Source organism: Fibrella rubiginis, assembly GCF_017353185.1.
GTDB classification, from domain to species: Bacteria; Bacteroidota; Bacteroidia; order Cytophagales; family Spirosomataceae; genus Fibrella; species Fibrella rubiginis.
This window is the reverse complement of the sequence record NZ_JAFMYV010000001.1, coordinates 460,362-475,015: the sequence shown is the minus strand read 5'-3', so window position 1 is coordinate 475,015 and position 14,654 is coordinate 460,362. Positions and strand designations below refer to the sequence as shown.

Here is a 14,654-nt window from a genome sequence, read left to right as displayed (position 1 = left end):
GTTCTCCCTGGGCTTTAACCGCAGGTAACGGTACCAGCTAAAAAAAGCGCAGCCAACCGGCCGCGCTTTTCCCTGCTACTCCTCATTTCAATAACCCCTCTAGGCGTTGCCGCCACCGAGGCGAACGCTGGCGTGGTTCATGGGGTATGGCCATTTTTGAGCAGCACCCGCATGCCTCCGGTTTGCTCAATGCGCAGCGACACCCCAGTAGCCAGGCCACTGCTTTCCTGAATAAGCTGGTTGTTGTTGCCCCGCTGGATTACGTCCACTTGGCCGTTGTTTTGGCTGGCTCGCCACTGAGTCAGGTTGTTATCACCCTGTTGCGCAAAAGCATAGCGGTTGTTGCTGCCGGTCAGGTCGAGGTCAAGCGTGTTGTTCTGGCCATGCTGGGTAATACGAATCGCGTTGGCGCGGCCAGTTTGCTGAACCTGCAGTTGGTTTAGTTGCCCCGTCTGCACAAGCGTTAATTCGCTGGCAGCCAACCCGGCCAGACTCCTGTCGGCCACTGGTTGCCGGAAATACACCTCCGACTGGGCAGAAACCGTCAGTGGCAGGGCGCAGAAAAGCAGAAGATACAGGCGTTTCATAGCAGTTGGTTCGTTAGGTTGTCGTTCGTTGAAAACCAATCAATGACCGCGTAGCGTAATGACCATTTAGTATGCAGCCTGCATTACCGTAGCCGTGTTGTTATTGCCCATCTGACCAAAGCGCAGTACGTTGCCATCGCCCGTTTGGGTGAGCGTCAGCGCATTATTCATTCCGGTCTGGAACGCACTGGTTGCCCCCGGATTTAGCCCGGCCAATACGTTGTTCATGCCACGCTGTACCACAGTAGCTGTGTTCAGGTCTCCCGCCTGCAACAGGCGGGCTTCGTTGCCAGTACCAAGTTGGGTCAGGGTCGCCTGATTGGCATTGCCGGGCTGGTCGATCAGGGCCTGGTTGGCCTCGCCCGTCTGCGAAATGGTTGCCTGATTGTCCATACCCCGGCCCGGAAAAATGCCCCCCGTATGGTTCGTTCGGGCAACGTTGTCTTCTCCCGTCTGGCTGATCGTCACCTGGTTGTATGAACTGTACTGGATGTTGGCATTACTGTAGTTATCGGTCCCCGACTGGCTGATACTGACCTGGTTGTCGTGACTGTCGAACAGGGGAGCAAACCCGTCATACCCAGATGCTCTGACCGAACTCTGGTTGTTATAGCCCACCTGCGAAATAGCCACCTGGTTGTTACCCCCCCAGTTCGATTCTGCCAGCGCCGTATTTCTGTTTCCACTCTGATACAAATTGTACCGGCTCAACGAGCCCAAACTGTTGATAGATGCTCTATTGTCGTCGCCAAGCTGGGTAAGCGACGCTTCTGTGCCCGATGGCTGTAACGAGGCCACATTTCGATTCCCCTTCACTAACACGGTAGCCGTGCTACCACCGTACTGGGTCAACGAAGCCAGGTTGTTATCCCCGGCTACGGTTACAGACCCCGTATTTCCATGGCCTCCCTGCGAAACCGGCGTGCTGTTTCCTGTGCCCGACTGGCTGAGCGAGAGAGTATTGGGCTGGGCATAAGCAGTACAGACTGTAGCTGCCGCCAGCAATAATGAACTGAGCTTTTTCATGAGTGATAAGTATGTAAGGTGAACAGATTATGAGGTCGTCTCACCTGTGTATCGCAGTCATGGGGGGCAGGTTATCAGGGGCAGGTAGAAAAATGTAAACGGAGAGTATGACGAAGCCAGCATTGTAACTTGATAGCAACCCAAAAAAGAAACCGGCATGAAACGATGTTTCCCTGCCGGTTCGAGGCTACTCCCGTAGTTGGTCCCTGTCCACGCTTCCTTAGCTGCTGGGCTGGCAGCCTGTATCCGTTTCGGATGGTAGGGGCCTGACACTAACCGTTAGAGGGCCAGTGCTCGGGATCACTTAATTTGAGCCTTGCATAACAGTAGCCGTGTTGTTATTACCCATTTGCCCAAAGTGAAGCACATTGCCATCACCGGTTTGGGTAAGCGTCAGGGCGTTGCCGTTGCCTTGCTGAATAGCGTAGGGCGACGCAAGTCCGGCCAGCTTATTACTGTTGCCTTCCTGAAGCATATTAGCGGCATTGAATGACCCATCCTGTTTGAAACGAGCCTCATTCATATTACCCCTCTGAGTAAGACTAACCTGATTATAACTACCAGAAATTGAGAATGCCTCGCCAATATTATTGTCCCCTGTTTGTATTACACTGGCCTGGTTGCTAGCTCCGTAGATTGAGCCGGCAAAGCCATAGTTATAATTGCCCGTCTGGGTCAACGTGGCATGGCTACTATTACTATTATCCGTCGAAGCACCTCCATTATTATTATCCCCGATTTGTTTAACCCTAACCTCGTTATAGCTTCCACTTTCAGCAAAAGCAGTACCTGAATTGCTATTGCCAACCTGGGTGAGACTGATCTCGTTATAGCTGCCACTGGCAACACCAGCACTACCAAAATTGTTGGTACCTACCTGGACCAGAGCAACTTGATTCCCTGTCTTATTTACTTCATCAGTCGTATAAATAAAACCGAGGTTGCTATTGCCAGTCATCGACAGGGTCAGGTTATTGTTGACGCCATTCTCGTTAAAGTAAACCTGGTTATTATCACCGGTTACCGCCATTGACCCTGTGTTGCCATTCCCTTTTTGCACCGCAGGGCCAAAACTGTTGTTGACATCACGCGTTATGTTGCTATTGCCAATCAGGCTCATTGTCAAGCTGTTAGCTTTGCCCTTTTGAGTGGCGGCTGATTGGTTGTCGTTGCCCTTCTGGCTAAGCGACAGCGTGTTAGACTGGGCATAAACCGTACAGACAGTAGCTGCTGCTAGGGCCGATAGAATTAACTTTTTCATGAGTGATACTCGTTTAAGGTGAACAGATTATGAGGTCGTCTCACCTGTGTATCGCAATCAGGTTGGGCAGGTTATCAGCGTGGAAAGGAAAAAGTGAACGGGCTGATAACGGTTGGTGAAAACAGCGATACCTATAAGTAAGTAGGGCAACCGCTAAACTGAATGTCGGGCTGACAACCAGGCCGTTCGTTGTTTTCTGGCGCTCAAATCAGTACCTATGCCATACCGCTACTGTAAAAGCCGGCCGGTATGACTACGGATGACGATAACCCTTGTCTGAACGTTGCGCAGGGAAACCTGGCCTTCTATCAGGCCCTGCTCGCCGACTATAAACAGGCCTGGGAATGCCTGTATATCAATGTATTCCGCAGCTTCATGCCCTATGCCCGTCAGCGTAGTGCCATTTCTACAGACGATGCCCTCGACATTTTACAGGAAGGAATGGCTGAGTTTGCGATCAAACTGAAAAATGGGAAATACGTGTTTCAGGAGAAGCCCGTAGCGGCGTACGTCTTTACCGTTTGTCGAAATCGGTGGGTCAGTTATCTACGGAAAAATCATATTCAGAAGCTGGAGACCATGCAGGACGATATGGCGGAAGAAACCGATTCACCTGACAGCTACGAGAGCACAAGTCAAGCCGTTAGTATAGAGACGGGGGGCGATGTAAGCGGTCGAGAAGACAGTGAAGCGAGCGTAGCCGATGGCGGTTCTATCTGGAGTGACAGTGAAGTAGATTGGGAGGCTGTTGGCCGGGCGTTTGCTGACGTGGGTGCCGATTGCCAAACGATGCTGCACTGCTTTTATGTGGAGGAAAAATCACTGGGCGAGTGCGGGGCCAGAATCGGGTTGCAGGAAAACTCCGCCAAGGTGAAGCGCTTCCGCTGCGCCCAGCGAATGAAGGCATTATACAGCCAATACAAAACAGACTAGGCATGGACCTCTCCGATGAACTTCTGGAACAGATTGGCGCCTACCTGGCCGGGCAATTACCAGCCGGCGAAAAAGACCAGTTTGAAGCCCGAATACAGCAGGACCCCCAACTCCGGCAAGAGGTGGCGCTGCAACGTGAGCTGAAACAGGGACTGTCTTTTCTGGCCCAAAAAGACCGGTTCAGGCAACTTCACGCCGACCTCGACAAGCGGGGGTTACTGCCCGACATAGCCAAACAGACTGCCCAACCCGAGCTTGCCGAAGCAAAAGGAAAAGCCCCTGACTTGGGGCCGCTGCCAGCCCAGAGCCAGCCAGTTCGTCAGTTGGTTCGTTTTGGCCGGGCGAGTTGGGTGATGGCGGCTTCGCTGGCCCTGCTGCTTGGCGTCGGTTGGCTACTTTATACAAACCGGGCAGACAAACGGCAGGAACTGGCCCAAAACGAGGCTGCGTTTACCCACTTTTTTTCGCCCCACCTAAAGCCCGCTCCCACCCTGCTGCCAGATCCAGACCGGGTAGCCGCCGCACCCGAAAACAGCCAGTCGGGGCAGGATTCGGTTCGTTTACAGGTAGCTACACAAGGCTTAAACCGTGCTGACGGTCAGCCAACTATTCAGGAGCTTACGGTACTTGCGGCAAAAACAGGGCACTGGGGTGCCAGCGCGCAATGGTATCTGGCGTTGGCGTATCTGAAGGCCAACCAACGTACCCAGGCACGGCCGCTTCTGAACAAAATAGCTCAGCTAAACGGCCATCCCTACCAGCAGGAAGCCCGGCAGTTGCTGAATCAACTGTCGGCGTCGGCACCTGCACCCTGACCATGAAAACGGCATGGCTCACCGGTTATCTGCTGCTGTTGCTGACCCTTCCGGCGGCGGCCCAGACCGATAGCATCCCCGGTCTGCTGCTCGACGATGCCGGGTACGCACAGGTTCCCTATCAGGCTATTCTGATCAAAACGCCACTGCCAGACCGGGTTTCTTTTGAGGCATTATGCCCACCCGTGCGGGAGCAGGGGGCCTACGGCACCTGCGTTGGCTTTGCCTGCGGCTATTATCTGCGAACCATTCTGGAGGCTAAAGCCCGGAAGAAAACAACGAAAGCGGCCATCAGCAGGCTGGCTTTTTCACCGAGTTACCTGTACGAAAAAGCCAAGGCGACCAACGATTATGCCTGCGTGGAGGGCGTTTACCTCACCAAGGTATTTGCGGTTCTCAGAGACGTTGGCAGCGTTCCCTTTAGCCGTTTCCCGTATCCGGCCTGCGGCCAGCAGACTAGCGCGGTTGACCAGCTTGCCGCCCGCTACCGGATTCGGGACTACGAACGCCTATTCAACGTGCAGGATAGCGACCAGAAAAAAATAGACCAACTGAAAAAAGCCCTGGCCAACGGCAGCCCCGTTGTGGTGGGTATGGTGATCCCGCCCTCCTTCTATACCGCCGCCAACGTGTGGACGCCCGCCCCGACCGACAATCCGCAGAACAAGCACCTCCGGGGCCATGCCCTCTGCCTGGTCGGGTACGACGACAACCGGTTCGGAGGCGCTTTCCGGGTAGTGAACAGTTTCGGGAAACGCTGGGCTGATGCTGGTTTCTGTTGGATCCGTTACCAGGATATGGCTCGTTTTACCCGCTACGGCTTTGTGGTGAACTAGGCGGCAGGCTGCGCTGTCGCTGGTAGCGTTCGTTATCGCCCGCGCGTGACGATCTGAATTCGGTCTTCAACTACCTCGCCCCCATCTGTCGTGCAGGCAACGGCTTTCCTGATCTCGGGCATCGATCCTACGAAAACCGTATAGCCATTCTCCGGTCTAACGTACAGCTTCGGATTAGGGATGGTCGGTATGGGGCAAAAAGCTGATTCGGCAGCGTAGGCCAGCAGGTATTCCGTACCAAACGGAGCCGCGCAAACAAAGGCCGAGTCGGGGGCAATACGAACATACTGATTTTCCTGGCCGGGCTTGATCTCGGCATCGTTTTCGAGCAATACCGTAATACTGTCGGCCAATACATATACCAGCCGAATATGGCAGGGGCGGCTCACGTTTGCCTCCACAATTAACTGATTTCCCGCCCAATAGGTAACATTTGCCCGCCCTTTGTCGGTCCGAACCAATAGGCTCAGGGCCGTTGGCACAGGCACGGCTTTTGGGGTTAGTGCGGCTTTGGGTTCATTGGCAACGTACCTGACCCCGGCCTCTACCCCTACCGCCTCAATGGCCGCCCGGCTGTACTGCCTGCCGTCGGCGGTCATCTCCGAGAGGCGCTCGATGAGGTTAAGTTGCTGACTGTGGTCATGTTGCCCATAGAGCCGTTGTAGAAACGGCTCTATGCGTTGTACCTGGCTCAGGGTCGAGTTGACATAGACGTCTATACGCGCCTGCTTCACAAAGAACCCCGTCAGCCGATTCAGGATTACCTGTCGTTGGGTGGCCGGGCGTGTTGGGTTTGTTAGTTCGTTCAGCAGGCGGTTAATCAGGTCGAAACTAATGGTGGCGCGGGCGGGGGTGCGACCAGCCACGTGCACCACATAGATCGACTGTCTGGTTCGGGTGGCCTGATGCCGGGTCAATCGGGATTGGGTATCGCGGAGCAGGGTTTCCCAGCTTACCTGTTTGTTGTTCCGGCTGGCCAGTTCCAGGGCTTCGTTGAACGAACGGGTATAAAAACTTCCCGAGTCGGGGTGGGCATAGGCCTGTTGCGGGGGTTGGCTGCTGGCAATCAGCGCATCGCCCTTTACGTTCAGAAACAACGTCCGGTAGACTTCATCCAGCGAATCGTTGGTTAGCAACAGGGCCTTTGGCGCAACCGTTTTATTGACCATTCCCCGCATATTTCTGACCAACTGATTGCAGCAGTCGCCGAGGGTAATGCACAGGCGGGCGTGTTTGGCGGTCAATACCTGATGAACGGCCAGCAGACCGGGATTTCGCCCGCTGACCGCGGCGTCTTTGTCGAGCAGCATCACTGGAAAACGACCCGCCCGCCGCCGGGCATTGTAGCCATGCCCGGTATAGTACAGGAAGATGATATCGTCTGGCGCGGGCGACAGCTTGCTCACCACGTTGCGGAGGCGTTTACTGCTGAATGTTTCTCCGGCAACGACCTGTTCACGTAACTCATACCGGATAGCCGCCGCTACCTGCACAAACTGCCGGTGCATGATGTCAATATCCCGTTTGCAAACCGTATGAAGCAGTGGATCCGTGGTGTCGGCCACCAGAATAGCGTGTACCGTTTGTCCCTTGCCGGGCAAGGCTACGCCGTTTAGGCCCAGCAACAGCAGGAGCACAGCCAGTAGCCGGTGGGTCAGGTACGTAGCCATACCTCAATTGGCGTTGAACATAAACTTGCCCCGTAACCGACCCTCCAGGTAAGGAGGCTGTTTGAACCCCCGGTCTTCGAGGCCCTGATCGATGCGGTCGACCAGTTCGAAAATATCGATGCCAGGCTGCCCCAGGTGCTTCAGCAACTCACCCGTAAACAAGCCGTTTTCTTCATCGCCATCGTAGGATTGCTTCCCCGGCTCGGTGGCAAAAACGATCATGGTACCCACCGCAGGCAGCAGCGGGGTTACCATTGACTCACCAGCCCCCCGCCGCCAGGACCGGTAAGGGTTGTTCCGGCAGGCATCCCAAAAGATCAGGTTAGCCCCTTTGGGATTGGCGTAGGCCATCCGGGCTACCAGTTGCCGCAAGGGATAACACTCAAATTCCACATCAGATTCTACTTTGGGCTCCGCATCGACCGGCTGCACGTAATTCTCGCCACCAACCATTAGTCCGTGCCCGGCATAATAGAACAGGCCAACGTTGTGTGAGCCGAGGTCGGTCATAAACCCATCGAACGTTTGCTTCAGCTCGCGCAGGGGCAGGTTTTCTTTATAGGTAACGGCAAAGCCCAGTTTTTCCAACTGCTGTTTTATGGCCCGGCCATCGTTGGTTGGGTTCCTGAGCAGCGACTTACCGTAGTTTCCGTTGGCAACAATCAGCGCCAGTCGCTTTTGGTCGGAAACACCCGCTACAGGTACCTGCTTCGCCAATGACGTATCGGGTTGGCAGCTGATGAGGCGCGGCTCAGACGTGGTGGTGCCAATGGCGTTTGTTGCCATGACATACAGTTCATTCGATCCGGGCACCAGCGGAATTACCTCCGAAAACTCGACACCACCCGCCCGTTTAAAGCCGCGCGTCTCCCGGTTCAGGACCAACCCATTACGAACAAACTGTAACCGGGTCACCGCGTCGGCCGCCTGCACCCGCACCGTTACGGTATAGGTCAGCTTATGTTCGACTACCCGTTTTGCCTGCGGCACCTGCCAGGCAATCAGAGGTGCCGTTGTTGGCTCCTTTCTGATTGATACCCAGTCGCTGCGGGCCGAACTAAGCGTAGCCGGTTGAGCCGCCAGTGGGCCAGCCGCCAGCAGAAAGAAGGCCGGAAACACGAATCGATTGCTCATAAACGTACCTGATTAAAAAGAGACCCGAATACCAATCGTTGGCGTAGTGCCAACCCCGCCAACGGCCAGAAGGGAGCGGGGCAGGCTGTATCTGACCCCAACCCGCTGCCGGGCCGCCCGCTTTAGCTGTTCATTTTTTCTGCCCCGCAGAAACGTGTACGTCACGTCGGTCAACAGTAACGCCACTGCCGCCCAGGAAGCCACCAGATACTGATGGTGCAATTGGTTAGCCTCCGTATAGTCGGCCCAGTTGAGTTGACGGGTGTACAGATCATACCGGTCGGTAGACTGACTTTTGCGTGCCAGCCCATAAATCCACAGCCCCACATAAGCGCCTGTCAGTAAGGGTCGTAGCCCAATTTTCCGGTTGGGCTGCACAAAAATAGTCCCCACACCCGGGGCCAGCACCGACAGCAGCGCGTTGGTCGGGCCACCCCCAACCGTAACCTGTTCTTTGGAAACCAGTTGCCCTGGCTGCTTAACGAGCACCGTTACCCGAATGGCATCGTCAAGGTGTATTCCATCGAGCCGATAATCCCAATAAATCGTTTTGTTCCTGCCCGACAGCACCTCCGTACCCACGTCGCCGGTCACCGTTACGGCGTGTAACAAGCCCCGTTCCCGGCTTTCCACCTGGATGTATACCGAATCGTGGGGGGTCATGCCGGTGGCATCATACAGCACTTTCACCCGGTTGGTATCCAGATCGACCCGAACGTTGGACACCAGCACCGCGCCCTTCGTCACCGGCTGACTGGCAACTGGCGGCGAAAACAGGCAGGTTGCCAGCAGCGTGGCAAGGCAGATCGCGAAGAAGCCTGATTGATTCATTGCCTGTAGAGCGCATTAATTTCCGCCTGCGTCAGTGCTCTGTTGTAAATCCGTATCTCATCCATCAGGCCATCGAAATTGTTCACATCGTAAGCAGCCTGTGCACCGAAGCGCAGATTTCCGCCGACGCACCGGTCAATTGGGTTGGCGGTCAATTCCCTTTGTGCCATTTTCAATTCACCATTAAGGTAGAGTTTGAGTGTCTGACCGGAGAAAACACTGACAAAGTGATACCACTGATTGAGTTCAAATGTGGGAGCATAATGAATCATCCTGTTCTGAATGGGTTGCTCCACCACACAGAAACCGTCGTTGTTTACGTCGACATTAAATTCGCAGCACCTACCAGGTGGATTAGGTAGCCTGGACTTGCTGATGAATGCGCTGTACTGCTGCTTCTCATGCGTCGCATAATCATCTTTGTTGTAGATATGTCGCGTGCTGTCATTCGCGGTCAGTACCTTCCTTGCTTTTAACCAGAGGCTGATGGAGATTGAATCAGGACGCAATTTTGCGTTGTCAGGAATCTCGAAATAATCGTCTATGCCATCCAGTTGCAAGGCCGACTGAACCGTCTCCTTTCGGTCTGGTCCGTACGTTGCTCCGTTTATAAGCTGGCCGTTTAGTGCGTTACCACTCAGATCGAGCGTATTTCCATTTAGTGAATAATAGGCAATCAGCCCATTGGTCAGGTTATCGGTACCGGGCGGTAGATTCCAGCGTTCACAACTGAGCATAACACTAAGAACGCTGCAAAGCGTGTACGTTTTTAGCTCCTGTATGCTCACCGATAACTTTTCCATGCCCCACTCCTCTTTACCATACTTATCAGAATAATATAATAATATACTGTAAAATAACCATTTAAGCTAATCTACCCGCCAACTCAACTAGGAAAATACGCATGTACGCCACGACGGGCAGTTGACGACTAGCCGCACCTGATCGGCAAGCTACCAGTAGCACGACTGACCTCAGTTTCAACCGGATCGACACCAGGTTACTGGCAATGTTGTGCTAATATGTAAGAGCAACAATAGCAGACCGTACGGAAGAACAACCCGTTTTTCAGCCTGATTTTACCCAGCCTGATAAAAACAAAAAATACTACTTAGACGAAGCACTTAATTAGTATGCACTAAAAGCAGCGGTAATATAAGTATCAATAACTAATTGACATACAATAATTGGTCACCTTGTTTTGCTGTAATTTATTCCTTCAGCTATAGGCTACTAAGTGGTCTGTTAAACTGCATAGCTAAATAGATTGAGATTAATCACAATATTTTGTAAAACAGAAAACCAGTCATACCACTACAAGAAACCGTGATAATTCTGCCTGTAAAACGCTAAGTATTTTTCGCGGCTGCCGTTCTTCAAAGGTAACTTTTTTCGGCTTACAAATCAGGAAAAGAGACCATACGCAAAGCAGAAGGGCTTTTATGCCGAGCCAGGCCACCAGATTAATCGGGGCAATCAGACGTGACCAGCTGGGTAACTGGCATATTTTTTGACAATAGCCGGGGTTCCCAATACCGCTATTGTATGTTGTCGATTTACTTACAGTTAAGTACTCCAGTATTTAGGGATTAATTTTTAACTAAAATGCATTTGTAGTACTTATTTAGTAAGCTCAATACCAATTAATTAATGATACAAAGCTGTATTGATTTGTGCATTTTCAGCAAAATAATAGAGTAACCAATTCTTCATGCTGTCAATTGGCGCCATAGTTGTCTACGGATGTATTACTATGTTTTATTTCGCTCAACACCGCCAATAATAGAGGGCTATGAAAAAATTTTACCGCTCCGCTGTCAATCCGCAGAGCCGGTTTGTCGGGGGATGGTTCGTACTGCTGTTGCTGTGGCTGCTGGTTTCCGTAGCTCAGGCACAAACCCTGACCGGCACCGTTTTTCGTGATTTCAACGCAAACGGCCTCTACGAAGCCACCCCTGCGTCGGGCACCTATACTTATGGCGAGCCGGGTCTGGGCGGCGTTGAAGTACGTGCCTACAATGCGGCGGGGACCAACGTGACCAACGGAGGCGTGCAACTCACCACTGCCGCCGGTGCTTACACCATTACCCCTACCGGCAGCGGCCCTTTCCGGGTTGAGTTCACCATCCCGACCGCGCTAAACGTGTATTATGAAGGGGCGGCCGGCAGCGGTTCGCGCACATCGGTGCAGTTTGTGTCCTCGGCACCCGCCACGGTCAATTTCGGCGTAAACTACCCGCACGATTATTGCCAGAAAAACCCGGAGGTGGTAACGGCCTGCTTTGTCGCCATCAACCCCACAAACAAACCGGCCATTGGTGACCGCGACGTGCTGGTGGGGGTGCCTTATGCCGTCGTTGACAACGCCAAAACTATCAGTCACTACGCTACCGTCAACCAGATTGGGGCTGCGTGGGGGCTGGCCTACAGGAAAGACAAAAAGCAGCTCTTCGCGGCGGCGTTCACCAAGCGCCACGTCGGTTTCGCTTATGGCGGACCTAACGCGATCTACGTGACTGATTTCAGTTCGGCAACGGCTACCACCTCCGAGTTTTTCAGTTTCACCACCGTAGGCGGCGGGGCCGTGAGCACCACCACCGAGACGCATGGCAACGACCTGCCCACGTCGCTAAACGCCAATGGCAAGCTGGATAGCTACGATCTGCCCGCTTTTGACGCCGTGGGCAAAACCAGCCTGGGTGCCATGGACATGTCGGACGACGACAAAACGCTGTATGTAGTCAACCTGAAAGACCGTAAGCTGTATTTGATTGACGTAGCCACCAAAACACCGGTCGGCTTCGCCATCCCCAACCCCTGCGGTGGCCAGAGCTACCGGCCCTTTGCCGTAAAATACCACCAGGGCAAAGCCTATGTGGGCGTAGTCTGCACGCGGGAAGACCTCAACCTGGATGCCAACAACGACCGCAAACCCGATTCGTACACCAGCACGGCAGGGCTGAGTGCCACGGTGTTTGAATTCGATGGCAGCACCTTCACTACCGCCTTATCGTTTCCGTTGACCTACAAAAAACAGCCCACCAACGCCGACCTGCCTGGTCAGCCCCGGGCCGAGTATTGGCGTCCTTGGTCGGCCAGCTACCAGACCGACCGCACCGACACAAGCTACCCGCAGGCGTGGCTGACCGACATTGAATTTGACGTTAACGGCGACATGATCCTGGGCCTGCGTGACCGTTTCGGCGATCAGATGGGGTTTCAGAACCACCGGCCCATTGCCAACGATGCCGCCCTGGTGAGCGCCATCAGCCCCGGCGAAGTGCTCCGGGCGGGCAAATGCAGTTCAACCGCCACCACCTGGACACTGGAAAGCAACGGCGCCCTTTGTGGTGCCACCCCATCGACCCAGCAGGATACGGAGCAGGGGCCGGGTGGCGGCAAATATTACTGGGGCGACCGGGTGCAGGATGGCGCCAACCACGGCATAAGCTCCATGGCGGGGCTGGCCCTGTTGCCCGGCAGTGGCAAACTCGCCATGACCGCTATCGACTCGCAGGATGATTTCAATACGGGTGGCATTAAGCGGTTAATCAACGCTACAGGCGCTAAAGACGGCAACCCCACCGGCACGGCCCACAATCCAGGATCGGGTGCGGTGTTGTATGGAAACGATGCGTTTGGCTACGGGAAGGCCAGTGGCCTGGGCGACCTGGAAGTGCTTTGTAATCCGGCACCCATCATGATTGGCAACCGGGTCTGGAACGATGCCAACAACAACGGTACGCAGGACCCCGGCGAAGCATCGCTGGCGGGAGTTACGGTTACGCTGAAAGGACCGGGACTGCCCACGGCTGGTGCCAGCGTTACGACCAACAGCGCCGGTGAATATTATTTCTCGAACGCGGCGGGTACCGCCACCACGGGCTTTGTGTATAGCCTCACGGGCCTGACCTACGGCAGCAGCTATTCGCTGAGTTTTCCGGCCAGTGCCAGTGCATTGGTATTGAGCACCAGGCCTAATTCGGCCACCGGCACCAACGCCGACGCCATCGACTCGGACCCCAGCGCAACGGGCCTCGTATCCTTTACGCTGGGACAGGCAGGCCAGAACAACTTCACCTACGACGCCGCCTACTTGGCCGTGCCCCCCTGCAGCCTAAGCGTGGCCGTGGGTACGCCCGTCTGCAGCAGTGCCACCAATCAGTACACGGCAACGGGCAGGGTTTGGCTCTCGAACACCCCCGCCGGTTCGCTCTCTATTGTTGATAACGGCGTGGCGATGACCCCCGTCAGCGTATCGGCGGGGCAAACGTCTGTCGAAGTCTCACTCACGGGCCTGAGCAATGCCAGCAGCCATACCCTCACGGTGACGTCGTCGAATTCAACCTGCGGTACGGCTTCGACCACCTACGCGGCTCCGGTTTCGTGTAGTGTAGCACCACTAGCTACCTATGACATCGACAAAACTGTAGACCTGAAGCAGGTGGAAAAAGGCCAGATCGTTACCTACACGCTTTCGGTAACCAACACGTCGGGCGTTACGGCTACTAACCTGGAACTGACGGACCAGTTGAGCACTACGGCTGTCACGTTCGTGGGTAGTGTCACAGCCTCGGCAGGTACGTTTACACCCGCAGCCGACGGTGGTAGCTGGCGCATTGGAAGTTTAGCCGGCGGACAAGTAGCTACGTTACGCTATCGGGTGCGGCTCAACGACGAGGGCATTACCTATAACACCGTCACGGCCCCTAATGGACAGACGGCTACTGTCTGCACCACCGTGCCGTTTCGGGTATGTGCGGGTGAATCGTTTGAATTTCTGCTGTCGGTGCCTGCCAGTTACAGTACCTACCAGTGGAGCTTCAACGGCCAGCCCATTGTGGGCGCTACCACCAGCACCCTCTCGGTTACGGCCGTGGGTAAATATACGGTCATGGCCAATGGCATGGGCGGCTGCCCCACCGGCGACTGCTGCCCCTTTGTTATTGACTCCTTTGGCGAACTGCCCAGCCTGACCGCCGTTGCGCAGATGGCCTCCTGCCTGGGTGCCACGGCGCAAAACGACGCCAGGATTACGCTGGTGGGCAGCAGCGCATCCCTGAGCTACAACATCACCAAAGCCAGCAGCTTCACTGCTGCCACGCCCCTGCTGGCCTCCGCCCGCAACCTCTCGGCCGTGGTAGGCGGCGTGCTGCTGGGGGGAGAGGCCAACCCCGCCGCCCCCCAGGACTACACCATCCGGGTGTATTCGGCCACGGGCTGTTTCAGCGACACAGTGGTGAGGCTGTTGCCTACCACCTGCGTTTGTCCCCCCACTACCTGTGCCCCCTTTGTAGTGAAAAAAATCAAATCGCAGGGTAAAGCCGTGGCACCCTGATCCTACTTCTTTGCTTTATCAATGCCAAAAAGGTCACTGGTTCTCCAGTGACCTTTTTGGCGTACATCTAGTTCCTGCTAATCATCGTGCAGTTTCTGCTGATGGCGCAGATCCTTGGCACACCAATTGTTAAGCGAACCTACACCTTTTTAGGACTGCTGATGATGTCTGTCTAGCCCTGCCTGAAGTTGCACAGGCAACTAAACGGATAGATTTCTTATAA

11 protein-coding genes are annotated in these 14,654 nt (G+C 54.7%); 4 read left to right on the top strand and 7 right to left on the bottom strand.

Annotation, left to right across the window (positions count from 1 at the left end; translation table 11 throughout):
• Positions 1-137 precede the first annotated feature (137 nt).
• From J2I47_RS01855 to J2I47_RS01845, 3 genes are all read right to left on the bottom strand, one after another.
• On the bottom strand, positions 138-587 hold the full coding sequence (locus J2I47_RS01855) for a hypothetical protein (RefSeq protein ID WP_207362843.1): 450 nt from the start codon (positions 585-587) through the stop codon (positions 138-140).
• 66 nt (positions 588-653) lie between these two features.
• On the bottom strand, positions 654-1,613 hold the full coding sequence (locus J2I47_RS01850; RefSeq protein ID WP_207362842.1) for a hypothetical protein: 960 nt from the start codon (positions 1,611-1,613) through the stop codon (positions 654-656).
• Between the two features lie 304 nt (positions 1,614-1,917).
• Complete coding sequence (locus J2I47_RS01845) at positions 1,918-2,874, bottom strand: hypothetical protein (protein WP_207362841.1); 957 nt, start codon at positions 2,872-2,874, stop codon at positions 1,918-1,920.
• A gap of 249 nt (positions 2,875-3,123) precedes the next feature.
• Between J2I47_RS01845 and J2I47_RS01840 the strand changes: the two genes are divergently transcribed.
• The 3 genes from J2I47_RS01840 to J2I47_RS01830 are packed head-to-tail and all read left to right on the top strand — an operon-like array spanning position 3,124 to position 5,458.
• Complete coding sequence (locus J2I47_RS01840; protein ID WP_207362840.1) at positions 3,124-3,807, top strand: RNA polymerase sigma factor; 684 nt, start codon at positions 3,124-3,126, stop codon at positions 3,805-3,807.
• A gap of 2 nt (positions 3,808-3,809) precedes the next feature.
• Positions 3,810-4,622, top strand: a complete 813-nt coding sequence (locus J2I47_RS01835) for a hypothetical protein (RefSeq protein ID WP_207362839.1) — start codon at positions 3,810-3,812, stop codon at positions 4,620-4,622.
• Between the two features lie 2 nt (positions 4,623-4,624).
• A complete protein-coding gene (locus J2I47_RS01830; protein WP_207362838.1) occupies positions 4,625-5,458 on the top strand; it encodes a C1 family peptidase in 834 nt (277 codons plus the stop codon).
• 32 nt (positions 5,459-5,490) lie between these two features.
• On the opposite strand, the gene J2I47_RS01825 is transcribed toward J2I47_RS01830, so the two are convergent.
• The 4 genes from J2I47_RS01825 to J2I47_RS01810 are packed head-to-tail and all read right to left on the bottom strand — an operon-like array spanning position 5,491 to position 9,896.
• The gene (locus tag J2I47_RS01825) at positions 5,491-7,128 is read right to left on the bottom strand and encodes a caspase family protein (RefSeq protein WP_207362837.1); all 1,638 of its coding nucleotides are present in this window, start codon (positions 7,126-7,128) and stop codon (positions 5,491-5,493) included.
• 3 nt (positions 7,129-7,131) lie between these two features.
• A complete protein-coding gene (locus J2I47_RS01820; RefSeq protein WP_207362836.1) occupies positions 7,132-8,262 on the bottom strand; it encodes a caspase family protein in 1,131 nt (376 codons plus the stop codon).
• Positions 8,263-8,274: 12 nt separating this feature from the next.
• Complete coding sequence (locus J2I47_RS01815) at positions 8,275-9,093, bottom strand: hypothetical protein (RefSeq protein ID WP_207362835.1); 819 nt, start codon at positions 9,091-9,093, stop codon at positions 8,275-8,277.
• Positions 9,090-9,896, bottom strand: coding sequence for a LamG domain-containing protein (locus J2I47_RS01810; protein WP_207362834.1), 807 nt, complete (start codon positions 9,894-9,896; stop codon positions 9,090-9,092). The genes J2I47_RS01815 and J2I47_RS01810 overlap by 4 nt, the downstream gene beginning before the upstream one ends.
• A gap of 989 nt (positions 9,897-10,885) precedes the next feature.
• Here J2I47_RS01810 and J2I47_RS01805 point away from each other — a divergent pair.
• Complete coding sequence (locus J2I47_RS01805) at positions 10,886-14,431, top strand: SdrD B-like domain-containing protein (RefSeq protein ID WP_207362833.1); 3,546 nt, start codon at positions 10,886-10,888, stop codon at positions 14,429-14,431.
• Positions 14,432-14,654: the final 223 nt, after the last annotated feature.